The organism is Nocardia sp. NBC_01377 (genome assembly GCF_045040005.1).
Classification (GTDB): Bacteria; Actinomycetota; Actinomycetes; order Mycobacteriales; family Mycobacteriaceae; genus Nocardia; species Nocardia noduli.
The window spans coordinates 2,722,782-2,745,764 of record NZ_CP109566.1; the positions used below are offsets into that span (position 1 = coordinate 2,722,782).

Annotated in this window: 21 protein-coding genes and 1 pseudogene; 15 read left to right on the plus strand and 7 right to left on the minus strand. The window is 63.0% G+C overall.

The window, feature by feature from the left end:
* Window positions 1-76: 76 nt before the first annotated feature.
* Both OG225_RS12530 and OG225_RS12535 read left to right on the plus strand, forming a co-directional pair.
* Complete coding sequence (locus tag OG225_RS12530) at window positions 77-997, plus strand: metal-dependent hydrolase (protein WP_405181827.1); 921 nt, start codon at window positions 77-79, stop codon at window positions 995-997.
* Window positions 994-2,160 carry a hypothetical protein gene (locus OG225_RS12535; RefSeq protein ID WP_405181828.1) on the plus strand — a complete coding sequence of 389 codons (1,167 nt, stop codon included), beginning with the start codon at window positions 994-996 and terminating at the stop codon, window positions 2,158-2,160. Before OG225_RS12530 ends, OG225_RS12535 begins: the two co-directional genes overlap by 4 nt.
* Before the next feature lie 259 nt (window positions 2,161-2,419).
* Here the strand turns inward: OG225_RS12535 and OG225_RS12540 are convergent, their stop codons facing one another.
* Together OG225_RS12540 and OG225_RS12545 are read right to left on the minus strand one after the other, a co-directional pair.
* Window positions 2,420-3,052 carry an MBL fold metallo-hydrolase gene (locus OG225_RS12540; protein ID WP_405181829.1) on the minus strand — a complete coding sequence of 211 codons (633 nt, stop codon included), beginning with the start codon at window positions 3,050-3,052 and terminating at the stop codon, window positions 2,420-2,422.
* Entirely contained in the window at window positions 3,049-4,134 is a 1,086-nt protein-coding gene (locus tag OG225_RS12545) for an S-(hydroxymethyl)mycothiol dehydrogenase (RefSeq protein WP_405181830.1), read from the minus strand. The genes OG225_RS12540 and OG225_RS12545 overlap by 4 nt, the downstream gene beginning before the upstream one ends.
* 273 nt (window positions 4,135-4,407) lie before the next feature.
* On the opposite strand from OG225_RS12545, the gene OG225_RS12550 reads away from it, so the two are divergent.
* Window positions 4,408-5,607, plus strand: coding sequence for a LuxR C-terminal-related transcriptional regulator (locus tag OG225_RS12550; protein ID WP_405183248.1), 1,200 nt, complete (start codon window positions 4,408-4,410; stop codon window positions 5,605-5,607).
* Window positions 5,608-5,786: 179 nt separating this feature from the next.
* Here the strand turns inward: OG225_RS12550 and OG225_RS12555 are convergent, their stop codons facing one another.
* Complete coding sequence (locus OG225_RS12555) at window positions 5,787-6,035, minus strand: alpha-L-rhamnosidase C-terminal domain-containing protein (RefSeq protein ID WP_405183249.1); 249 nt, start codon at window positions 6,033-6,035, stop codon at window positions 5,787-5,789.
* The gene (locus OG225_RS12560; protein WP_405181831.1) at window positions 5,921-6,232 is read right to left on the minus strand and encodes a hypothetical protein; all 312 of its coding nucleotides are present in this window, start codon (window positions 6,230-6,232) and stop codon (window positions 5,921-5,923) included. Before OG225_RS12560 ends, OG225_RS12555 begins: the two co-directional genes overlap by 115 nt.
* Before the next feature lie 176 nt (window positions 6,233-6,408).
* Here OG225_RS12560 and OG225_RS12565 point away from each other — a divergent pair.
* Window positions 6,409-6,660, plus strand: a pseudogene (locus OG225_RS12565) (IS1380 family transposase); the annotation flags it as partial.
* A gap of 286 nt (window positions 6,661-6,946) precedes the next feature.
* Here OG225_RS12565 and OG225_RS12570 read toward each other — a convergent pair.
* Window positions 6,947-9,193 (minus strand): MMPL family transporter, encoded by a 2,247-nt coding sequence (locus OG225_RS12570; RefSeq protein ID WP_405183250.1) that lies wholly within the window; start codon window positions 9,191-9,193, stop codon window positions 6,947-6,949.
* A gap of 368 nt (window positions 9,194-9,561) precedes the next feature.
* Between OG225_RS12570 and OG225_RS12575 the strand changes: the two genes are divergently transcribed.
* Window positions 9,562-10,176, plus strand: a complete 615-nt coding sequence (locus tag OG225_RS12575; protein ID WP_405181832.1) for a TetR family transcriptional regulator — start codon at window positions 9,562-9,564, stop codon at window positions 10,174-10,176.
* Window positions 10,177-10,275: 99 nt separating this feature from the next.
* Here the strand turns inward: OG225_RS12575 and OG225_RS12580 are convergent, their stop codons facing one another.
* Complete coding sequence (locus tag OG225_RS12580) at window positions 10,276-10,632, minus strand: CGNR zinc finger domain-containing protein (RefSeq protein WP_405181833.1); 357 nt, start codon at window positions 10,630-10,632, stop codon at window positions 10,276-10,278.
* A gap of 8 nt (window positions 10,633-10,640) precedes the next feature.
* On the opposite strand from OG225_RS12580, the gene OG225_RS12585 reads away from it, so the two are divergent.
* Window positions 10,641-11,210, plus strand: coding sequence for an SDR family NAD(P)-dependent oxidoreductase (locus OG225_RS12585; protein WP_405181834.1), 570 nt, complete (start codon window positions 10,641-10,643; stop codon window positions 11,208-11,210).
* Window positions 11,211-11,486: 276 nt separating this feature from the next.
* Here the strand turns inward: OG225_RS12585 and OG225_RS12590 are convergent, their stop codons facing one another.
* Window positions 11,487-12,107, minus strand: coding sequence for a TetR/AcrR family transcriptional regulator (locus OG225_RS12590; RefSeq protein WP_405181835.1), 621 nt, complete (start codon window positions 12,105-12,107; stop codon window positions 11,487-11,489).
* Window positions 12,108-12,196: 89 nt separating this feature from the next.
* Between OG225_RS12590 and OG225_RS12595 the strand changes: the two genes are divergently transcribed.
* The 9 genes from OG225_RS12595 (at window position 12,197) to OG225_RS12635 (ending at window position 22,960) form a co-directional block, all read left to right on the plus strand.
* The gene (locus OG225_RS12595; RefSeq protein ID WP_405181836.1) at window positions 12,197-13,132 is read left to right on the plus strand and encodes a metal-dependent hydrolase; all 936 of its coding nucleotides are present in this window, start codon (window positions 12,197-12,199) and stop codon (window positions 13,130-13,132) included.
* Entirely contained in the window at window positions 13,125-14,285 is a 1,161-nt protein-coding gene (locus OG225_RS12600) for a hypothetical protein (RefSeq protein WP_405181837.1), read from the plus strand. The genes OG225_RS12595 and OG225_RS12600 overlap by 8 nt, the downstream gene beginning before the upstream one ends.
* A gap of 1,987 nt (window positions 14,286-16,272) precedes the next feature.
* A complete protein-coding gene (locus OG225_RS12605; protein ID WP_405183251.1) occupies window positions 16,273-16,335 on the plus strand; it encodes a helix-turn-helix domain-containing protein in 63 nt (20 codons plus the stop codon).
* A 500-nt stretch (window positions 16,336-16,835) separates the two neighbouring features.
* Entirely contained in the window at window positions 16,836-17,417 is a 582-nt protein-coding gene (locus tag OG225_RS12610; protein ID WP_216911097.1) for a TetR/AcrR family transcriptional regulator, read from the plus strand.
* A gap of 631 nt (window positions 17,418-18,048) precedes the next feature.
* Window positions 18,049-18,846, plus strand: coding sequence for an ABC transporter permease (locus OG225_RS12615; RefSeq protein ID WP_216911096.1), 798 nt, complete (start codon window positions 18,049-18,051; stop codon window positions 18,844-18,846).
* 9 nt (window positions 18,847-18,855) lie between these two features.
* Window positions 18,856-19,701: an ABC transporter permease gene (locus tag OG225_RS12620; protein WP_216911095.1), complete on the plus strand. Its 846-nt coding sequence runs from the start codon at window positions 18,856-18,858 to the stop codon at window positions 19,699-19,701.
* Window positions 19,702-19,710: 9 nt separating this feature from the next.
* Window positions 19,711-20,904, plus strand: coding sequence for an MCE family protein (locus OG225_RS12625; protein WP_405181838.1), 1,194 nt, complete (start codon window positions 19,711-19,713; stop codon window positions 20,902-20,904).
* Entirely contained in the window at window positions 20,901-21,923 is a 1,023-nt protein-coding gene (locus OG225_RS12630) for an MCE family protein (protein WP_405181839.1), read from the plus strand. Before OG225_RS12625 ends, OG225_RS12630 begins: the two co-directional genes overlap by 4 nt.
* A 2-nt stretch (window positions 21,924-21,925) precedes the next feature.
* Window positions 21,926-22,960, plus strand: a complete 1,035-nt coding sequence (locus OG225_RS12635) for an MCE family protein (RefSeq protein ID WP_405181840.1) — start codon at window positions 21,926-21,928, stop codon at window positions 22,958-22,960.
* Window positions 22,961-22,983: the final 23 nt, after the last annotated feature.

Sequence of the window (22,983 nt, forward strand, 5' to 3'; positions counted from 1 at the left end):
TCTGCGACCCAGCTTACATTACATCAATGTCACACTTGTGAGCATTGCGTGTAATCAGTGTCACTGGAGGAACAGCATGACCGACCTCGAAGTTCGCCGTCCGAAGTTCGACTTCACCGAGGACGTCCCGTGGGAATGGAATCCGGGCAATCCGTCCTTCTCGTTCTCGATGAATGCCACATCTTTTATCGCGATCTGCTTCGAGCAGATGATCGTAGCCGCGGTGCAGGAAGCCAAACCTCTTCTCGGAGATCCGGATGTGGCCGCGGAGGCGTTGGCGTTCCTGCGCCAGGAGGCCCAGCATTCGAGTTCGCACCGCAAGCACGTCGGTGCCCTGTGCAAGCGCTACCCCGGTCTCGCGCAGACACTGGACAAGGCGATCGCGAGTTACGACTCTCTCGCCGCGAACACTTCCTTGAAATACCGGCTGGCCTACATCGCCAACCTCGAGGCGACCTTCACGCCGAGTATGAAGCTGATGCTCGACAACGAGGACACGCTCTTCCGTCCCGGCGACGATCGCGTGGCGTCGTTGTTCCTGTGGCACTTCGTCGAAGAAGTCGAGCATCGCAGTTCGGCGATGGTGATCTACAACGAAGCCTACGGGGACACCTGGTTTCGTATGAAGTCGATCCCCTCGGTCGTCAAACACCTCATCGAGGTGATGGGGATCATCGCCGACGGCGTCAACGAGCACGTGCCGGAATCGGATCGCAAGATCGATGCGCGTACTCGGCTGGCGGTCGGTGAGGCCGAGCCCTCGCTGTGGGACAGGCTTCCGTTCGGCACCAAGAAGCCGTCCTCGATCGCGCCCCCGGGTTTCGCGACCGTGTCGTGGCGAGAGAAATTCGTGGCCGCTGCCAGGGTCCTGATGAGCCAGACACCTTTTCACAATCCGGCACACGCGGTGCTGCCGAAGTTCGCCGACTGCTGGTTCGAGCGATGGGATAAGGGCGAAGACGTCACACGCTGGTACTCTGCCCAGATCGCTAGTTGAGATATCCGTTGGCCGGTCAGTGCAATCCCACCTTCGATGAAATCGCACGAAAACTGGGCGACTTCACCTGCCAGGACGCCCCTGCGATCATCCATCTACGCAACCCGTTCGGATTGTCGAACTGGACTCTGCCGGTAGTGGAGTTGATGATGGTCGCAGGCGCAGTGCTGGCGTTGTGGTACTCCATCCGACGACTGCGCCGCCACGGTGACCCCGTCAACCTGGCACTCTGGATCGCGACGGTGGTCTATCTGTTCGTCATCGAGATTCCGCTGTACTTCCCGGACAGTTTCGGAATCGAAGAAGATCTGGGAATCGTGTTCGCGCACAACGCGTTCACGGTTCAGTTCATGTTCGAACGATTGCCGCTGTACATCATCGCTCTCTATCCCGCGGTGATCACAGTGGCTTTCGAAATCGTACGCAGCCTCGGGGTGTTCCGGGATCGGGGCATCGTCGTCGGCGCGATCTGTGTCGGATTCGTCCACCATTGCTTCTACGAGGTATTCGATCAGCTCGGTCCTCAGTTGCGCTGGTGGGCTTGGAACACCGACAACGCGACCAACCATCCATTGGCGGCCTCGGTACCCATGACGAGCATGGTCATCTTCGCCACGCTCGGTCCCTTCGCGGCTACCCTGCTGGTGATGGGACTGGTGGGTCGGAAATCCGAGAAGCTGGCTGAATCGGCGAGCCCGGCACGGTTGAGCGGTGTGAGTCTCGGATGGCGCTCGGTCGTCGCCGGGGTCCTGGTACCGGTCGGCATCGGCATTCTCAGTACCCCGTCTTCGGTGGTCGGCCGCGGCGACACGCCGAACACCACCGCGCAAGCGATCGTGTTCTGGATCGAGTTGGTCATTTTCGCCGCGATCTCCGTGCCGGTACTCGTGCAGCAATGGTCGCGTCACCGCAACAGTGCCGAGGGAATTCCGACCAACGAGTTCGTCCGAGTCTTCGCCCCTATCTATCTGGTAGTGCTCGCGGTCCTGTGGGTGTCTGCCCTGCCGGACTATTTCGGAGCGGTCGACGGCATCACCAGCGACGACACACCCATCGGCAATGTCTGGTACGCGGCGGGCTGTTTGATCATCGCGGCATTGGCGGGTCTCAGCGTTTCCGTGCGGACGAGGACAGTGAGTGTGCGTGAAATCAGCCGTGTATGACGGTGACGCGCTGTTCGATCGAGCACAGGGGGTAGCGCCCGCCCGGGTAGAACTGTCGGCGAGGAGCCCCGAATTTCGCCGTCAGCATTCGAAGATCATCGCGTACAGCGGTTTCGGCGCATCCGGCCCCGGGTGACATCCGTCGATGGCATCGCCGTGTCGGAGCCCCGCGCGATGTGTCGGTAAACCGGGAAACATGACCGCCGCCTCCCTGGCACGAGTATGCGAGGGAGGCGGCGGTGACGTCGGCTATGTGCTGTCAGAAGCCTCGCGCGATCCAATCTGACAGGTGTGGTGCTTCGGTGGCGACGGTGGTGTTGTCCCCATGGCCGGGGAACACTCGGGTATCTTCGGGGAGGGTGAGAATTCGCTCCCGCACGGAATCGATGATCGTGGGAAAGTCCGAGAATGAACGGCCGGTGGCGCCGGGGCCTCCGGAAAAGAGCGTGTCACCGGAGAACAACGTCTCGGCCTCGGGAACATAGAGGCAGATCGACCCGGGTGAATGGCCTGGTGTATGGATGATATGCACCTCGGTCCCGGCGAGCGCGATGCGCTGTTGGTGGCTCAGATGCCAGTAGCGAGAACCGGGATGGCTCATTTCCCAGAGCTTCTCGTCGCCGGGGTGCAGCAGGACCGGAGCGTAGAGATCCTCGGCGAGTTCGGGTGCGTGGGTGACGTGGTCATTGTGTCCGTGAGTGCACACGACGGCGACGACATCGCGCCCGGCGACGGCTTCGATGATCGGCTTCGAGTCGTGCGCGGCGTCGATGACGACCACTTGGTCGTCGTCGCCGAGGACCCACACGTTGTTGTCGACCTCCCAGGTTCCGCCGTCGAGTTCGAAGACCCCGGAAGTGACGACGCGATCGATGCGTAGTGTGCCGCTCACAAGACGACAACCGAACGCAGGACTTCACCCGCGTGCATGGTGTGGAACGCTTCCTCGACGCAATCGAGGCCGATTCTCTCGGTGACGAACTTCTCCAGTGGCAGTCGGCCCTGTTGGTAGAGGTCGACCAGCATCGGGAAATCCCGCTCGGGTAGGCAATCGCCGTACCAGGATGACTTCAATGACCCACCGCGGGAGAAGAAGTCGATCAGCGGCATATCGAGGCGCATATCAGGTGTGGGAACTCCGACCAGAACGACGGTGCCTGCCAGGTCGCGGGCGTAGAAGGCTTGTTCCCAGGTCTCCGGGCGGCCGACGGCATCGATGACCACGTCGGCGCCGAAACCGTTGGTGAGCTCCTGGATAGCGGCGACCGCGTCGGTTTCGGTCGCGTCGACAGTGTGAGTCGCGCCCAGTTCGTAGGCCCATTCGAGTTTCTTCTTGTCGCGGTCCACGGCGATGATGGTGGACGCGCCTGCGAGCCGTGAACCGACGACGGCGGCGTTTCCCACCCCGCCGCAGCCGATCACCGCGACGGAATCCCCGCGACCTACGCCGCCGGTATTCATCGCGGCGCCCAGTCCGGCCATGACGCCGCAACCCAGCAAGCCCACCACGGCCGGATCTGCGCCGGGATCCACCTTCGTGCACTGTCCGGCGTGGACAAGAGTCTTGTCCGCGAAGGCGCCGATGCCAAGCGCGGGGGTGAGTTCGGTGCCGTCCAGCAAGGTCATCTTCTGCGTGGCGTTGAAGGTGTCGAAGCAGTATTGCGGGCGACCACGCTTGCAGGCGCGGCAGTGTCCGCATGTCGCCCGCCAATTCAAGATGACGAAGTCGCCGGGGGCCACGGACTCGACACCTTCACCGACCTGTTCCACGGTGCCCGCCGCTTCGTGGCCGAGCAAGAATGGGAACTCGTCATTGATGCCCCCCTCGCGGTAGGTGAGGTCGGTATGACACACGCCACATGCTGCGACTGCCACGACCACCTCGCCGGGCCCGGGATCGGGAATGAGGATGTCGGTGAGCTCCACCGACGATCCTTTCGACCTGGCTATGACCCCGCGTACCTGTTGTGGCATGTGTCCGTTTCCTTCGATTGGGCGTGTGATCCAGCCGGTGCAAGCGTTTGCAGGGCCGAGGTCGAAGCTAACGCGGAAAGTGGGGGGTTGCCCCTGGTCCGGTGGATAGCGAAACCTACCCTTCTGGCTAGGTAGGGTCGCTGATGCCTCTATCTCTGTCGGCCTACACTCCGGGTGGTGAGCGACTCAGCGTCTTGGACCGAGGTAGAAGTGGCGCGGCTGCGCGGGTTGTGCGATGTGATTTCCGGACCGCTCAGCGATATAGCGCGGCGTATGTCGCGATACCTCGCCGAGTCGTGGCCGCACACGGCATTGGTGATCTTCACACGGGAATGCACGGGTCGCCCTCGCAAAGTGGCTGGGCAGGCCGAGGTTGTCGGACAAGTGACGATCGAGGCACTGGAAGAGCTGAAACTGACTGTCCCGCTGGGGCATCACGCGGTCAGGTCTGTTCGATTGGCTGGTGGCGAGCGTTGGGTGTGGCTGGTTCGTGATGTCACCGATACGCTGCTCGTGCTCTTTCCGCGTGCCGAGATCGATATTCCCGATCCGAGTGGGCTGGCCGCTGTCTTCGGTATGGTCGCTACTTCGATCCGTCAGCAGGTAGCGCAGGCGGGCCCGGACTATCTGGCCGAGTCCCGCGCGGCATCGAGTGCGCGGGCCCGTACGATCGACGAGTTGACCGCCACGCACGAGGCGACCGTGGCAGGCATCTTGGCCACGTTGCGATCGCCGCGACTGGATGACCGGCGGGCCCGTAGTATCGCCGCCGATGCCGCGTCCGTAGCGCTGGTCGCGATTCGGTCCACCCGGGCAATCGACCGCGTGTTGGGCGAAGAGCGGCCCGCCGCCGCGTTCACGCGGTTACGTGAAGAGATCGTGTCGCTGCTGAGGGATCGTGAACTCGACGTGGAGTATGTTCCGCCACGGGCCGACAGTCCCTCGATTCCAGGGGAGGTCGCCTCCGGCGCACGGGCGATCACGAAGACAGCGGTGCTGGGGCTGGTAGGTCGGGGCGATTCACGGCTGCGGATTGCTTGGGCCTCGGATGCGCAGGTATTGACCGTCGATGTGAGGGACCAGGGCGCGGGCGATGTGGAGATCGAGGCGCTACGCCGCAGTCTTCAAGGGCGAGTCCAGGCATTGCACGCGGAAGCGGAACTGGAATCCGTTCCAGGCTGGGGATGTCGAGTGGTCGTCCGGCTGCCGCTCGAACCCCCCGTTGCCGCGCCCGACCAGACGTTGCTGGCCAGACTGAATCCCAGACAGCGGGAAGTGCTGGTATTGGTCGCCATGGGGAAACGCAACAAAGTGATCGCCGACGAACTGGGTGTCGCCGAGAGCACGGTCAAATTCCACGTTGCGGGTGTGCTCAAGAAGCTGGATGTTTCCACCAGGGGAGAAGCTGCCGCACTCGGAGTTCGAGCGGGCTTGACGCCGCGGCCCGGCGTCGCACACGGTTCGACGGCCTGATTCGAGGTCTGGTGCGGCTGGTCGGGCATTTGCCGGCATGTCACTGCCCGGCGCGCCAGCAGTGTGGGCTGGCAGCGGCGGGCAATCCCGAGGCGCGTCCGAGGCAAAGGTGTCAGGATGGGTGCACGCATCGTCACGTGACAATCGGGCTCGGAGGTTGTCCGTGTCGGGGTGCTTCCTCATTCAGGCGAACAATTCCGAGGAGGCAGTCTCGAAGACCTGGTTCCCCGAGCCGAGCCGATTATCGCGGCGGTGGTAGTCGATTCGTCGGCCCAGGGCCCCACGACCTTCGCTGTCGCCCCCGGTGGCACCGTCACTTCGAGAAGTATCCGGTCCCCGTCGCGCTTCCGTGCGCTGCGTGCGGATCCGAAATGTGTGTCGAGCGTACTCTCGGCGTGGAGAGTTGTTGGGCCACAACGGGTGCGAATCGTATGTGACGATAGCCCGGACTGTCAGAAGACATTCCCGCCAGTTCCTCGGTCAACCAGTCGGCGACGCAACCGAGGGCGTAGGGGTTGTGTGATTCCTTACCGTTGCCCGCGTTGTCGTAGCCTTCCCGCGTCTCCCAGATTGTCGTTGCGCCCAGTTCGATCTGGGACAACCAGGAAGCACGCTTGTGAGCCACCCACCGAAATGGAATCAAGTGTCGAGGAGATAGCGGCCTCGACCCTTGACGCGAGCGCGCTCTTCCATCCCGACGACGAGTCGCCGCATACTCTCGTACCGGCGCTCGAGCAAGGCCCGGTCACCGTAGTATAGGTGTGCGGTCCAGGGAAGTAGCACCGGACCATCCGACCGACTGGGACATCACGTGCAGCAGTGCTCTGCGCCGGGATCACCCACAACCTACTACGCGCCGCCGGGGCACTCGCCGACCCACAACTGGGCAGGGCACGCGCAACCACACTGCGCCGCAAGATCATCGCCGTCCCCGCTCGTTTCGCCCGACCGCAACGCTGTCAACCCGTCCTACACCTGCCCGCCCACTGGCCCTGGGCCACCGCATGGCAGCAGTTGTGGCATGCCGCCGCCGCCACGCACTCGACGGCCTGAACCCCCCGCACTCTCGTCGGTGGATCGAGACTAAGGCGTGAAAGGTCATTGTTTTCAGTGTTTTTGGGGCTATCGAGACCTGTTCAGCAAAGTGGACATTGTGTCAGCTCGTCACCCGTTCGTGGTCGCGGGCCAGCGGAGGGCAACATCCGGATCTCTACGACGCGGTCCGATCCGGCGACCAGGCGTGCGCTACCTCGGCGGTCGCCGCCGAGGTAGCGCACGCCGCGGCTGCGGCAGGCAAGGCGGGCGAAGGGTCATCGAGCGAGAGGGATTCTTTGCGCGCTCACCGCTGCGAGCCCATACCGGCGGCTGCCGGAACGCGATCGGTCTGTTCCGTGATCGCGATGCCGCGGTTGCGTACCGCGCCGCCTTCGATATCGACATCGGGTACCCATCGGTCCAGCCACTTCGGCAGGTGCCAGGCGCGGTCGCCGAGCAGCGAGAGGATGGCGGGAACCACCAGCATGCGGATGACGAAGGCGTCGAACAGTACTGCGGCGGCGAGTGCGAAGCCGATCATCTTGGCTGTGGTGTCGGGGGAGAGCATGAATGCGGCGAATACGCTGATCATGATGATCGCGGCGGAGGTGACTACGCGTGCGCCGTGACGGTAGCCGGTAATGATCGCGTCCTTGGTGTTCATGCCGTGCACGAACTCTTCGCGCATGCGGGTCACCAGGAAGACCTGATAGTCCATGGCCAGGCCGAATACGACCCCGATGAGGAAGATCGGTAGGAACGAGATGATCGGTTGGGTGTGGCTGATCAGTCCGAAGTCGCCTTCTTGGAATATGGCGACGGTGACCCCGAAGGTGGCCAGGATGGAGAAGACGAATCCGACGGTTCCGATCAGGGGCACCCATAGCGATCGGAACACCAGAACCATGATCAGAAAAGCAAGTCCGATGACGACGATCAGGTAGGGGATGAGCGCGCTGCTCAGTTTGGCGGACAGATCCGAGGTGATCGCGGTCTGACCGCCGACGTGTAGTTCGGCTCCGGCTCGCTCGGCCGCTGGTGCGAGGTCTCGGATCTGTTCCATGAGGTCGTGGGTAGCCTGCGCGGCGGGTCCACTGTTCGGGGTGACGCTGATCAGAGCTGCGCGCGCGTCGATGTCGGGTCGAGTGGTTCCGTCACCGGTCCAGGTGAGCTGTGCGGTGTTGGCGACGTTGGCGAGAGTCTTGATGCCCGCGACGGTTTCGTCGGCGGCCGCGTCGACGGTTCGACCTTCCTCCGCGTGCAGGACGACCAGCAGTGGTCCGTTGATGCCTTCGCCGAATCCGCGCTGCAGCAATGTCTGCGCGGGGACTTCGTCCTCGCTGGTCAGTGAGAGGCCGAGTTCGAGTTTCGTGGCGGGGATGGCGGCGACGGCCAGGGCGAGCAGGCCTATGATGATGAACGGCAATGGTCGGCGAACCACGGTGCGGCCGAAGCGAACTCCGTTGGTTTCCGCGGTTTCCGACGGTTCGGCGTGTTTGATCCAGGGGATGCGGGGCGCGAACGCGAACCGTCCGGCCGCGCCCAGAAGAGCCGGGATCAAGGTCAATGCTCCGAGGACCGCGATGACGACGGCGACGGCAGCGCCCAGACCCATCTGGGTGATGAGCGGAATCCCGACGACCATCAGTGCGGCGACCGCGATCGCCACGGTGAGTCCGGCGAACACTACCGCGGATCCCGCGGTACCAACCGCACGTCCTATGGCGTCTTCGGGGGTGCCGCCGCGGGTGAGCTCACTGCGGTAACGCGAGACGATGAACAGTGCGTAGTCGATGGACAGGGCGATGCCGAGCATCGTGACGATGCCGGTGGCGCTCTCGTTGATCGAGATCACCTCGGCGCTGAGGTTCAGCAGCATGATGGTCAGGCCCACGCCGACCAGGCCGGTGACGAGCGGGATGAACGAGGCGACCAGCGCGCCGAAGGCGATGATCATGATGACGAAGGCGACGACGAATCCGATCGCTTCCGCCTTTCCGCCTGCTTCGCTGACCTGCATGAGCGATCCGGTGGCCTCGACCTGCAGCCCGTTGCCGCGATTGCGGTCGAGGATCGAGGTCAGTGCGTCCTTCTGATCGGTGGTCAGGTCCATGATCTCGGTGTTCTGCCGGATCTGGATCAGGCCCACCTTTCCGTTGTCACCAAGGACCGAGGTGGACAGTTCGGGCCGGGCCTGCGCCAGTGCCAGTGGATCGACGACCGTGCCCGGATCAGTCAGCTCCGGCAGTGCTCGCAGGTCGGAGACGAGTCTGTCGAGCTGGTCGCGGTGTGAGGCAAGCCCGTCATCGGCTGCGACCAAGACGCTGGTCGAGGCCCGCGACTGTTGTGCCATGACGGCGGGGAAATACTGCTCGACCTGTTCGGTCGCGGTGCCCGAGTCGGTTCCGGGAAGGCTGAAATCCTTGGCGAACTGGGGTTGCAGGGCGCTCATGAGGCTCGCCGCCGCGATCAGGGTGACGAGCCACGCGCTGATCACCCACCACTTCTTCCCGAATGAGAACCGGCCGAGCCGGAACAACAACGACGCCATCATGTGCCTTTCGCGTTGAAGAGAGAAGTTTCTGGTATCGAAGAACTACTGTTAGTGAGTACCAGATATTAGTGAATATCGTCGCTGATGTGCAGCGCATCCTGGGAGAAGGTCGTTGATCGCACAACGTGGATTCGGGCTTTGAGCAGTGCGGATGGTGACGCAGACCCATTGCGGTGAGTTCGGGCACATCGCCCGCCCGAGCGCCGAGTTCGCGTCTGTCGTCGCTCGCCGGAAGGCGCACCGGAGTGCGGGTGCGCTGAGGCTGGCTATTTGTTAGTCAGTGCCATATGTTAGTAACTAACGTGTCGGCAATAGTCGCAGCGCGATGCGGCGGATATCGCCGATGGTGAGAGCGAGGAGGCTCGATGGTGTCACCGGCCGCCGGGAAGCGCAGCTCGGAAAACGTCAGTTTACGAGAGCGGCACAAGGTGCGCACCCGCGCTGCTATCCGATCGGCTGCCATGCGTCTGTTCGCCGAGCACGGCTATGGCCGCACGACGGTGGAACAGATCGCACGCGCGGCCGAGGTTTCGCACACCACGTTTTTCCGCTACTTCCAGACCAAGGAGCAGGTCGTCATCAGCGATGACCTCGATTCCGCGCGAGCTGCGGTGCTGGAGGCCCTTCCCGCTGATTTGGGACATTTCGAGCTGCTTCGTCGGCTCATCACCGAGGGCTATCATCTCAGCCTTGCCGATGAGTGGGCGAGCGATCCCGAGCGTATGCGGTTGATACGATCCGAGCCCGCGTTACGCCTTGCCTACCAGTTGTATTCGGAGCGGGCGATCTCGGATGCGGCGCAGTTCTTCGCCGACTACACCGGACACGGCACCGACGATCTGGAACTACGGGTCTTCGTCGGAGTGATCGGTGGCATCATGTTCAATTTGGCGCAAGCTGTCGAAGACCCTCGTGATGAGAAGACGCTGTCGGACCTGTTGAGCGCGGTCGATCTCGTGGAGCGAGGATTGCCGCTGTGACGATCGGGCCAGGACTTCGGCCTACCAGGTATTCGGCGGACCTGCTCGCTGGTCGAGCATCGCGATCGGGGTCGGCTCGGCGATGAACGACGACGTTGTTCAGGAGCGGGCTTGCTTGCGGCGTTGCCGAAGGGCGCGCATGGATACCTGTGATCCGCATCCGGGACTGCAGTAGCGTGCCGCGCGGTTGCGCGTGCGATCGATGAAACCGAAGTGGCACGGTGGATTGCAGCATGCCTTGATTCGCATCCAGTCTCCGCGCAATGCCGTCTCGGTCACCGCGGCGAGAACCGCGCCCAGAGTGCCGGGCACACCGGCGGATCCAGCGGTGAGCTGCGCGGTTTCGGCGGTGACGATCGTTGTGAGGGGATAGCGCACACCGGCCCGCAGTAAGTACCGCTCCGCTTCGGCGATCCGAAAGTCGGCGATGTCCGGATCGCCGGCATGGGTGAGCAAGTCACAACATGACAAATGAAGACAACATCTCGCCTGTCTGGTTCATCACCGGCGCTTCCTCGGGAATCGGGCGTGAACTCGTGCATCAGGCACTCGAAGCGGGAGAGGCGGTGGCAGCGGTAGCTCGACACATCGAGGCTCTCGGAGATCTGGGCGGATCCTACGGCCAGACCGCAGACCCCGGTGTCGGCCTGCTGGCCGCTACGAAGTATGCCGTCGAGGGGCTGTCGGACGCGCTGGTGGCCGAGGTGGCTCCGCTCGGCATCGGTGTGACTCTCGTTCGACCGGGACTCACCGCGACCCCTTTCCTGGGCAATCTCGGCACCGCCGCGGCAACGCACACCGACTACGACCAGACGGTTCGCGTTGTGCAGCAGGCGATCCAGGCATTGCCCGCATCGGCGTTCTCCGGCGTAGAACGCGTCGCCGCCGGCATCCGGACAGCCGTGGCCAGTGATAATCCGCCGCGACGCCTCGCCCTGGGTGTCGCCGGTGCCGACAGCATGCGCAAGGCACTGGCCGCGCGGATCGCCGTGCTCGACGAATGGGCGACCGTCACCGACATGGTCGATGCGTGAGGCCCCACGCCGGACTGCCTGAACGGGTTCGGCGCAGCTCGGAGTAGTCCTGCGGGGTGCGTGCGCCAGGGACGGCATGCACGTCGCCATCCCTGGCGGTCCTCGGTGAGGCCCTCGCACCAGGTGTTGTCCGTGCGGGGGGCGATCATCGCTTCCGAGTCGTCGGCGGTCGGGGAAGAACAAGCGTCGGCCGGGGGTGCTGCCCTCGACCATGTTCACCGGTGATTCCGCCCCGTATCCGAGCCGACGCCCACGCTGCGCCGAGCGGCTGCGCGATCAGCCGTGTTTGCGGGTGCTGTTGTCGCCGGCCCGCAGCGCGGGACCGATCCATCGGCTCAGATAGGTGCGTAGATCGGTACCGCGCTTCGGCGGCTCCGCGGGGGCTACGACCATGGAATGGATTGTTCGAAGCAGGAACTCGGCCAGTTCGTCGAGTCGTTGCCGATCGTATCCGTCTGCGGTCCAGTCGATTTCGGAAGTCTCCAAAACCTTGCGGGTGTATACGATCACGTCGCGACGCAGTATCCGCCTGCCGAAGTAGTCAGCGGGGTCGTTGGCCAGGACCAATGCCAGCAGCGGCTCGTCGGGTAGACGCTCGATGATGAGCGCCACCATCTCGGTGATCTGGTCGGCCACGTCGGTGATTCGCATGGTGGCTTCGATCTGGGCCATGAAACCGATCAACGCCACCTCGGCGGCTGCCGCGAACAACTCCTGCGTGCTCGCGAAATAGCGGTACACGGTCCGACGTGTGATCGCGAGTTCTTCCGCGACACCGGACAGCGTCGTTGCGGCTGGACCGTGAATCTCGATGCAGCGCAACGCCGCATCGAGGATGCGTTTGCGCGCGTCGTCGTCATCGTCGGGCGGCAGACCGCCCCATCCCTTACGTCCCATGTGATGGTTGACACTCCGCCCCTGGTCGACTATCACTGTACAAGATACACGAAATGACATTGTGTGTCTTGATATACGAAGGTGTGATAGTGACCGATCTCGAGATCCGCCGTGCACAATTCGACTTCGATGACGACGTCCCGTTCATCTGGAACCCCGGGAATCCCGCGTTCTCGTTCTCGATGAACGCCACCTCGATCATCGCGGTCTGCTTCGAGAAGATGATCGTCGCGGCAGTGCAGGAGGCCCTGCCGCTGATCTCCGATACCGCCGTCGCCGCGGAAGCCGACGCGTTTCTCCGTCAGGAAGCCCAGCACGCACGCTCCCACCGCAGGCACTTGCAGGCACTGAACAGGCGCTATCCGGGCCTGCAGGAAACTCTCGACGCCGCGATCAACCACTACGACAAGCTGACCGCGACCACCCCGCTGGCATACCGGCTCGCCTACATCGCCGACCTCGAGGCGACCTTCACGCCCTCGATGAAAATGATGCTCGACAACGAGGCCCTGCTGTTCAGGGGCGGCGACGATCGCGTCGCATCACTGTTCCTGTGGCACTTCGTGGAAGAAGTCGAACACCGCAGCTCGGCATTGATCATCTACGACGCCGTCGTCGGCAAGCCGTGGTACCGCGTGCGAGTATTGCCCTCCGTCGTGAGACATCTCGGCGAAGTGATAACGATCATCGCCGACGGAGTGAACGACAGTGTCCCCGAGGACGAGCGCGGCGTCGATGCCGGGGCCATGATGCGAACGGTACGCATGCGACGGGCCGTGCGTCGCTGGTTGCGTCTGGACCCCCCGGATCCGGACGCCACGCCACCGTCGTACGCCGGCATCAGGCGCAGAGAGAAGATCATCGCGGTGGTCAACGTTCTGTTGAGCCAGACACCCTTCCACAAGCCCGCGAACTCGCCCCTGCCCGAGTTCGCCGATCGATGGCTTGCCCGCTATCGAGCCGGTGACGACGTATGGCATTGGTACACATCGGAACTCGCAGGGAAAGACGGCAACCGTGGCTGAGCAGTGTAATCCCATCTTCGACTCCATAGCGCGATCACTGGGCGGGTTCAGCTGCCACGACGCGGCCGCGGTGGTCGATTTCCGCAATCCCTTCGGGCTGTCGAACTGGACCCTGCCGATTATCGAGTGGATGATGGTCCTCGGCGCGGTCCTGGCATTGGTCCACGCCTTCCGTAGACTGCGCCGCGACGGCGACCCGACGAACCTGGCGCTGTGGTTCGCGCCGATCATCTACTCCCTGGTGATCGAGATACCGGAATATTTTCCGAATATCTTCCATCTCGAAGACACCGTGGGCGTCATATTCGCGCACAACGTCTTCACCGTCCAGTTTCTCTTCGACCGACTGCCGCTCTACATCGTGGCGCTGTACCCAGCACTCACCACGCTGGCCTACGAGATCGTACGCAGCCTGGGCGTATTCCAGCGCCGACGAGGAATCCTGATCGGCGCGGTCTGTGTCGGATTCGTGCACCACGTGCTCTACGAGATCTTCGATCAGCTCGGACCCCAACTGCGCTGGTGGGCATGGAACACCGACAACAAGACCAATCATCCGATGCTCAGTTCGGTCCCTATGACCAGCGTCTTCATGTTCGCCACGGTCGGGCCCGCGGTCGTGGTCTTTCTCGTCCGCACGCTGGTGACCCGTCGAGTCCAGCGCGGACCCCGCCCGGGGCGCGCGCAACTCGTCCTGCGCACCGTTCTCGCCGGGATACTGGTTCCGGTCGGTGTCACCATCTTCAGCATGCCGTCTCAGATCTTCGGCGGCGACGACCCGAACACCACCGCGCAAGCGTTCGTCTTGTCCCTCGAACTGGCCGTGTTCGCAGCCATCGCCATCCCGGTACTGACACAGCAGTGGCTCCTCGCCCGACGCGATGCCCCCGACGGCATCGAGATCCCGAATCGATTCGTCGCCACCTTCGGCAGCATCTACCTCGTCACCATGCTGGTGCTGTGGATCGGCGCGCTCCCCGACTACTTCGATGCGACAGCGGGCAGGACAAGCGACGGCACACCCACCGGCAACCTGCTCTACGCCGCCGTATGTATCGTCCTCGCCGCACTCTGCGTCGCGGCCGCCGCAGGCGTCACCATCCACCGGAACAACACCGCCGAAAAGCCCAGGGCGCCCAGAGTGGAAGCGTGACCGAACCCCCGCCGAGCGGGGTAGGGTTCCGCGTCCAGCGCAGCCGCAAGCGGGGGACTTCGCACATGTGGCATCTTTACGCTTTTCCGTCGAGAATGCCCTAGCCTCAGCACGCGTCCCCCAACCCTCGGGGCGAGAACGCGGCAGAGCCCCACTCGACAAATCGAGCCAGCGCCGACGATGAAGAGCGGACGTTGCTGGATGCGGTGGTCGTCACCGGCGCGGCCATATGACCAGGCCGGCCGACCCGAGCCGATGGACTCAACTCGGCCCGACACGCAGGGGGACCGTGCTGAGTTGCACCACGTCAGTGCGGTACAGGCGATGGCGTGCGGTTGAAGGATCACACCGGGGAGCAGCATGCGCGCGTCGCGCGCATGCTGCTCCGACCGGCAAGGTGAGGTGTGCGACCCGCCAATCCAACTCGCGAATAATGAGTATATGTTCAAAATCTTGACGTCAATATCTCTATGCTGTGATATGGCTTCAGTATGATGTACTTCGGCTCACGAGAGACAAATGGCGGGCTGTGTTCCGACTCATCGGAACGGTCCTGAACAGGGCGGAAATGCCCAGAAGTAGGCTCGATCATCCATGTTTGGCGAAGAGTTCACCCGCATGATTTCGGGGGATACGTCCACGCGCGGTCCGCGACGTCAACACTTCGGAGTGCGAGCGCGAGCGCGGTTGCTTCCACTGCTCGGACGGCCATCCGGGATCACGTAGATCGCGTGGCATCGGAAGCAGTGCGGGAAGCTGCAATATCGGCACCGCCGCGAATCCGCGCGCCGCAGACGTGCAGGCGAGTGCGGCTCACGCGAATGATGTGTGCAGTGCAATGGTCAGCTGTCGACACATCCATGGTTATTCAAACGATTCGGGCGTGAATGTTGCGCCCGGCAAAGTTCGAGACCAACACATCATGATCTTTCAGCACTGGATGCCTTCGTTGGTTCGACAGAATCCGCATCTCGGATCGGAGGGCGTGCCGCGTCGGCGCCGCTACTCGATATCGAGCGAGTCGCCATAGATATGGTCGGTTGCGTTGAAACTCGATCCGCGAACCTGTACACGCTATCGCACGGGGAGGTCACACAGATCGCCCATAGTTGTCTGGCACTCGTCACCGAAATGCTCGACAAGCGCGTTGTACCCGGGCCAACGCGATTCGACACGATCCGCGACACAGCCACGCAATGGGCTCGCGCCGGAGTGCCGTCGAGTGCGATTCTGCGTGCCTGCTGCCAGGGGGTGCGTACCGCGTTCGGTCTGGTCGCGACCTCTGCGGAGGCAGGTGATATGGATGAAGTGTGGATCGTGGGGGATCTCATGCTAGAGCCGCTGAACGCGATCTCTACTCATGCCATCGATACCTACACCACCGAGCATCTCCTGGTAGCGCAGGAGTTCCATTCGGCGCAAACGCTGGCTGCGGCATTGATCAGCGGCCGCGGTGGTTCGGCATTGGTCCGCCAGGTCGGCGTGCTGATTGCCGATTCGTATCAGGTCGTGGCGCTATCTATTCCGGACCATCCCGACGAGTACATCGCGGACCCGAGTATCGCCGCCCAGCGCAAACTCGGCAGACTACACGCGGAGGTCGGTCGAGTATTCGATTCGCGTACGTTGGGTCTGCTCGGTGTCGGAGGCGGCACCCTCGTCATTGCCTGCGGCGCGACGTCGAAATCGCCTTATGCGCAGCAACATTGGATAGACTCTGCGGAGGCAGCGGGGGTCCAGTTCACTGCTGCCGTGGTAGTAAAGCGAGCTGGACCGGATACCCGAATCGGCCGCCCAGGCCCACGAACTGCTTGCTTTCGTCGAGGCCGGTGGGCGTGCTCCTGGTGTGTACTACTTACCCGATCTCGACATCGAATACCAGATCACGCGCGACGATTCGGCCACGCGCCGGATCGCGAACATGCTGGATCCGCTCGAGGACCACCCCGAACTCCTCGATACCGTATGTGCGTACCTGGCCAATGACATGAGCCGGCGGCGTACGGCGCGCCGACTTTACGTTCACCCCAACACGGTCGACCATCGGTGACGTCGTGTAGCGCGGGTGACGTCGATCGACCTGACGACCGCTGCTGGCATCTGCCGAGTAGTAGTAGGTTTGTTGGCCTACGACCACGAGCGCAATCGCCGGAACACGGGTGTCAGTGGGGGCAGACGGTCGCCGACGGGACGCAGTTCGACCTCGGAAGATGGGTGGGGGAATCGCGAGCACCGGCGGCATCACCCACCGTCGCTACCGGCAAGCCGATGCCTATGAAGTGACCGCAGACGACACGAGAACGGCACGTGGTCACCGGAATCGAACACGATGCGCCGTGGTGGCATCACGTCGTCACGGGTGGCGGCGTATTGCGTTGATCATCTGTATGTTTCGGCATGGAATAGAGGACATCGGGCGGTGCCGGTCCGGAGGAATCCGGGCGACGATGATTCATCCCCTCGCCTCTGCGGGGACGCCGGTCCATGGTCTCGGGTCTACCGTTCCTCGGTGCGGAATTGCGTCGCGACAGACCTGCTAGCGTGCGGTACATGACGAGCAATCGAGGTGGGAGACCTCGAAGCGACCGGGCACATCGGGCCATACTCGATGCCACGCGTGATCTGCTCGCCGAGAGTGGCTACGACAATTTGACTATCGAAGGTATCGCGGGCCGTGCCGGGGTCGGACGCCCCACGGTCTACCGGCGGTGGTCATCGAAGGCGGCGATCGTCGCCGAGGCGGTCACTGCCGGGGTGTTGAATACCGAGATTCTTCCGCTGCCGGATACCGGTGACATCGCAGCTGATCTGGCCACCTGGTGGGACGGTCAGATCCAGTTGGTCAGAAATCCGCGCGTTGCCGCAATGGTGCGCGGCTGGGCTCTCGCGTCCGCGGAGAGTGCCGTTGATGCTGATCGCCTCTACACGCTGATCACCGGGCCGCTGCGGCAGGCGTTGACGCAACGGATTGCGACCGCGGTCCAACTCGGCCAGATCCGCTCGGATGTGCGGTTGGACATGATCGCCGAGACTCTTTTCGGTGTGGTGCTCTTTCGGGTACTGACCGGCACTACCCACGATCCGGCAGGTCACGTCATCGATTCACTTCTGCGCGGAATCGAATCGCGCTGATCCGTTGATCCCGCCGTTGGGTGGACATTTCGGCCGCCGAAGGAATCGTTACACAATGTATTGAAACTTGCGGCGCGTGACGCTAGGCTCTCCTGCGGCTGGTGTGGCACAGGTCTCATGCGTTCCGGTGCCTCGAGTTCGGTCACAGCGAGAGATCGCTTCGCCCAGTAGTCGACCACCTGTGCGCTTTGCAGTCTCGACTTGTGGTCGCCCCGGACATAGGCGCTGGGTCTCGCAGTCGAAGTGCCTGTCAGCTGTTCGCCGGATCCGCCGTCGAAGAGGAAGGGCTGCTGTGGCCTCCGAGTGACTAAGAGCAGCCGCCGCTGAGAACGAAAGGCATAGGAGCCTGAATATGGGAGCACGAGGTGTCGCCGGATTCGCCCGGCCACAGCTGTCGGAGTCACGGCGACTACCGGGCGGTTACCCAGCTGCGCCATCGCATTCGCTGTTCCGATAACGGCTACTTCGGTCACGTGCCACGCAATCCATCTCGGTGTATCCGCATCGAGGTGACGATGACCACGAGACCGCGCTTCGATGTTCGGCATCCGCTGGTATGCCAACCGTCTTTCGACGATAAATCGACGATCCGAGTCGGACCACAGACGATGGCCAAGAGATCAAGGTTTTGATGACACAACGATATTCGGGACGGCTCGCGTGGGTCTCTCGTTCGGCAACCGGCCCGTTGCAGGCGGTAGGCGGGCTGTTCGCCATGTCCGCGGATACTGTGCGCTTCGCCTTCCGGAGACCCTTTCAGACCCGAGAGTTCCTGGAGCAGTCCTGGTTCATCGTGCGCGTCTCGCTGGTACCGACGCTGTTGGTGGCCATCCCGTTCACAGTGCTGGTCAGCTTCACGCTCAACATCCTGCTGCGCGAACTCGGCGCGGCGGACCTCAGCGGGGCCGGCGCGGCCTTCGGGACAGTGACCCAGATCGGACCGATGGTGACCGTGCTGATAGTCGCGGGCGCCGGTGCGACGGCGATGTGTGCCGACCTGGGCTCGCGCACGATTCGCGAAGAGATCGATGCGATGCAGGTCCTGGGTATCGATCCGGTGCAGCGACTGGTAACACCGCGCGTACTGGCCTCCGGGCTCGTCGCGCTGCTGCTGAACAGTCTTGTGTGCCTGATCGGGATCGGCGGAGGCTACGTCTTCTCGGTCTTCGTTCAGGATGTCAATCCGGGTGCGTTCGCATCGGGCATCACCCTGCTGACAGGGCTCGACGAAGTAGTCATCTCCTCGGTGAAGGCACTGCTGTTCGGTCTCGTCGCGGGTCTGGTGGCCTGCTATCGAGGGCTGATCGTGACGGGTGGTGCGAAGGCTGTCGGAAACGCGGTCAACGAGACCGTCGTGTACGCGTTCATGGCGCTGTTCGTGATCAATGTCGTCGTCACGGCGATCGGCATCCAGTTGACGGCCAGGTAGGGCGAACCGATGACATTGACAGCACGATATCCACGCGTGGTTCTTCGGATTCGCAAACCCGTAATGGGCCTGAGCGGCATCGGCGATCACGCACTCTTCTACTTCAAGGCGTTGGCGTCCGCGCCTTCCGCAGCATGGCGCTATCGACGTGAGACTATCCGCCTGATCGCCGAGATCAGCATGGGTAGCGGTGCTTTGGCAGTCTTCGGCGGCACGGTCGTCATCGTCGGATTCTTGACGCTGGCCACCGGCGGTACATTGGCGGTGCAGGGGTACAGCTCGCTCGGAAATATCGGCATCGAAGCGCTGACCGGCTTCCTGTCTGCGTTCATCAACGTCCGGATCTCGGCACCGGTTGTCGCCGGGATCGGGTTGGCGGCGACCTTCGGTGCGGGCGCGACCGCCCAACTCGGCGCGATGCGCATCAACGAGGAGATCGACGCACTGGAATCGCTCGCGATCGAGCCGATCGCCTACCTGGTCGGCACGAGAATCGTCGCGGGCATGATCGCCATCACCCCGCTGTACGCGCTCGCGGTGGTGGCCTCGTTCATCGCTAGCCGGTTCACCACCGTGGTGTTGCTCGGGCAGTCACCGGGGTTGTACGACCACTACTTCTCGACCTTCCTGAATCCGATCGACCTGGTGTGGTCGTTCGTGCAGGCCATCCTGATGGCGTTGACGATCTTGCTCATACACACCTATTACGGATTCTTCGCCAGTGGAGGCCCGTCCGGTGTCGGCATCGCCGTCGGCAACGCGGTGCGGACCTCACTGGTCGCGGTCGTGTCGGTGACATTGCTGGTCTCGCTGGCGGTCTACGGCGCCAACGGTAATTTCGACCTTTCCGGATAGGCGAACCAGATGACATCCAATGTGACGCGCCCCGTGGCCGGACTGCTGTCCCTCGCGACCGGTGTCGTGATTGTTGTGACGGCCGTGATCATGTTCCGTGGGGGGTTCACCGACACCGTTCCGGTAACCGTGCTCTCGCAGCGGGCCGGGCTGGTCATGAACCCCGACGCCGACGTCAAGATGCGTGGTGTCACCGTCGGCAAGGTCAAGACTGTCAACGAACGATCCGACGGATTGGCCGAAATCGAACTCGCCATCGATGAGGACAAGCTGGCGAGGATCCCGGCCAATGTGTCGGTGGACATCGCCTCGACCACTGTATTCGGTGCGAAGTACGTCCAGTTCATCGCGCCGGACAAGCCCGATACGCGCCATCTGTCGGCCGGGCAAGTTGTTCGAACAGACCATGTCACAGTCGAAATCAACACAGTCTTCCAGCAATTGACATCTGTGCTCGCGCAGATCGAGCCCGAGAAGCTCAACGAGACCCTCGGTGCCATCGCCGCCGCCACCAATGGACATGGCGAGAAGGTAGGGCAGATGCTCAGCGACCTGGAGGAATTCCTGGCGAAACTGGAACCGGGGCTGCCCGCGCTGAACAACGACCTGGAGCTCGCACAGCCCGTGCTGCAAACCTACGCCGACTCCGCGCAACCTCTCATCGACACCGTGGGCAATGCCGCGGCGATCAGCCGGACCGTGGTGGAGGAAAAACAGAATCTCGACGCTCTGCTGGTCGGTCTGATCGGTTTGGCCGACACCGGAAACCGCGTACTCACGGCCAACAGGTCGAGTCTGGCGACCACTTTGGATCTGCTGGTTCCGACGACGTCGCTGACCAACGAGTACCGCGAAGGCCTGACATGCGCACTGAACGGTTTCGCGTGGCTGGCCGAGGCGCCGACACCCCCGGTGCCCGGGTTGGGCCTGAACGTCAACTTTCTGTGGGGCGTCGAGCCGTATCGATACCCGAAGAGTCTGCCGAAGGTCGCCGCCACCGGCGGTCCGCAGTGCTCGATGCTGCCGGTGCCGTATGAGACGCGTCCTCCCTTCGTGGTAGCCGACACCGGGCACAACCCCTTCGAGGAGGGAAACCCGACCGTGAAGCTGAACATCGATACGTTGCCTGAAGCGTTGTTCGGGGTGCCGACAGTACCGACCGCCGGACAGACCCCGGCCACCCCGAACGGTGGGCCGCGATGAAGCGCCGTGACGCACCGTTGCTGAAGTTCGGTGTGTTCGCCGTCGTGATGGTGGTGGCGTCCGGCTTCCTGGTATTGGTGTTCGGGCAGTACCGCAGCGGCGACACCGCCGAGTACTCCGCGATCTTCACCGACTCGTCGGGGTTGCGTACAGGTGACACCGTGCGGGTCGCCGGTGTCGAAGTCGGCAGAGTCCACGAGGTGTCGTTGCGCGACGATCATCGGGTTCGTGTCGAGTTCGATGCCGATCGCACGGTCGCGCTGACCGGCGGCACCAAAGTGTCGGTCCGCTACCTGAATCTTGTCGGCGACCGATATCTGGAACTGATCGAAGGCCCGGGATCCACCGAAATCCTTGCCGCCGGAACGGAGATACCGGTGGAGCGGACGGCGAGCGCGCTGGATCTGGATCTACTGCTCGGCGGCTTGAAACCGGTTATCAGAGGCCTCAACGCGCATGATGTCAACGGGTTGACCTGGTCGCTGTTGGAGATCTTGCAGGGCAAACAGGGCACGCTCAACTCCCTGCTGTCCAAGACCTCCTCCTTCACCGCGACGCTGGCGAGCAACAGCGACGTGGTGGAGCGGCTGATCGATCACCTGAATACGGTCATGACCACTCTCGCCGAGGACGGTGCCCAGTTCTCGGGCTCGATCGACCGCCTCGAACAATTGGTCACTCAGCTCGCACACGAGCGCGACCCGATCGCCGCGGCGATCGGGTCCCTCGCCCAGGGCACCGCGACGATCGCCGATCTACTCACCCAGGCGCGGCCGCCGCTGGCCGGGACCGTCGACGAGTTGTCCAGATTGGCGCCATTGCTCGATCAGGACAAGGACCTGCTGGACAGAGCGCTGCAACGGGCACCGGACAACTACCGCAAACTCGTGCGCACCGGCGCCTACGGCAATTTCGTCCAGTACTACATCTGTTCCATCGCGGTCCGGGTGAGCGGACTCGACGGCGAGGTGGTCGTGCTGCCCGTGGTCGAGCAGACAACAGGAAGGTGCACCCCGTAGTCATGCTGCAATATCGCGGTACGCATCTGGCGCGACACGGACTGATCGGAATGGTTCTGATCAGCTGCGTCATCCTCATCGGAGTCCAGAGCCAAAAAATCATCGACTGGGCCACCACCATCCGATACGAGGCGGTCTTCGCCGAGGCAGGCGGGCTCGGGGTGGGCGACGATGTCATCGTCTCCGGCGTCAAGGTCGGAAGAGTCGCCGAGGTGTCGCTGAAAGGGGGTGACGCTCACGTCGTCTTCAGCGTCGACGATGGTGTCGAACTCGGTGAGAACACCTCCGCCCACATCAAGACCGGGTCCCTGCTCGGGAAGAGAGTGTTGACGCTTGTCTCGGACGGCGGGGGCGCGCTACGGCCGCGCAGTGTCATCCCGGTCTCACGGACATCCTCGCCCTACTCCTTGACCGATGCGGTCGGCGAACTGGCGACGAATGTCGGTGAGACAGATACCGAAGTGCTCAACGAGTCGCTGGACATGCTCGCGGCAACTCTCGATCAGATAGCGCCCCAGCTCGGCCCGGCCTTCCAGGGTCTGACCGACCTGTCGCGTTCGATCAACAGCCGTGACGAATCGCTGCGGAGCCTGCTGAGCTCGACCGCCGAGGTCACCGGGGTCCTGTCCGAACGCAGTACGCAGCTCAATGCGTTGATTCTGGGCGCTGATTCTCTGCTGGAGGTCTTGAACGAACGCCGTCAGGCGATCGTGGATCTACTGGCAAACACCGCCGTGGTGGCCGAACAGCTGTCAGGCCTGGTGGCCGACAACGAAGCGGAATTGGCGCCGACGCTGGACCGACTGAATTCCGTGGTGGAGATGCTGGAGAACAACCGCGACAACATCGGGGCCGCGTTGCCCGGACTGGCCAAGTTCGCCCTCACCCAGGGGGAGTCGGTGTCCAGCGGACCGTATTACAACGCCTACGTCGCGAATCTCCTACCCGGTGCAATGATCCAACCCTTCGTGGATGCGGCGTTCGGGTTGCAGCCGACGCCATCCACCTCGACACCGCAGTCGGAGCCGCCGCGATGAAACGACATCGGATACTACCGATC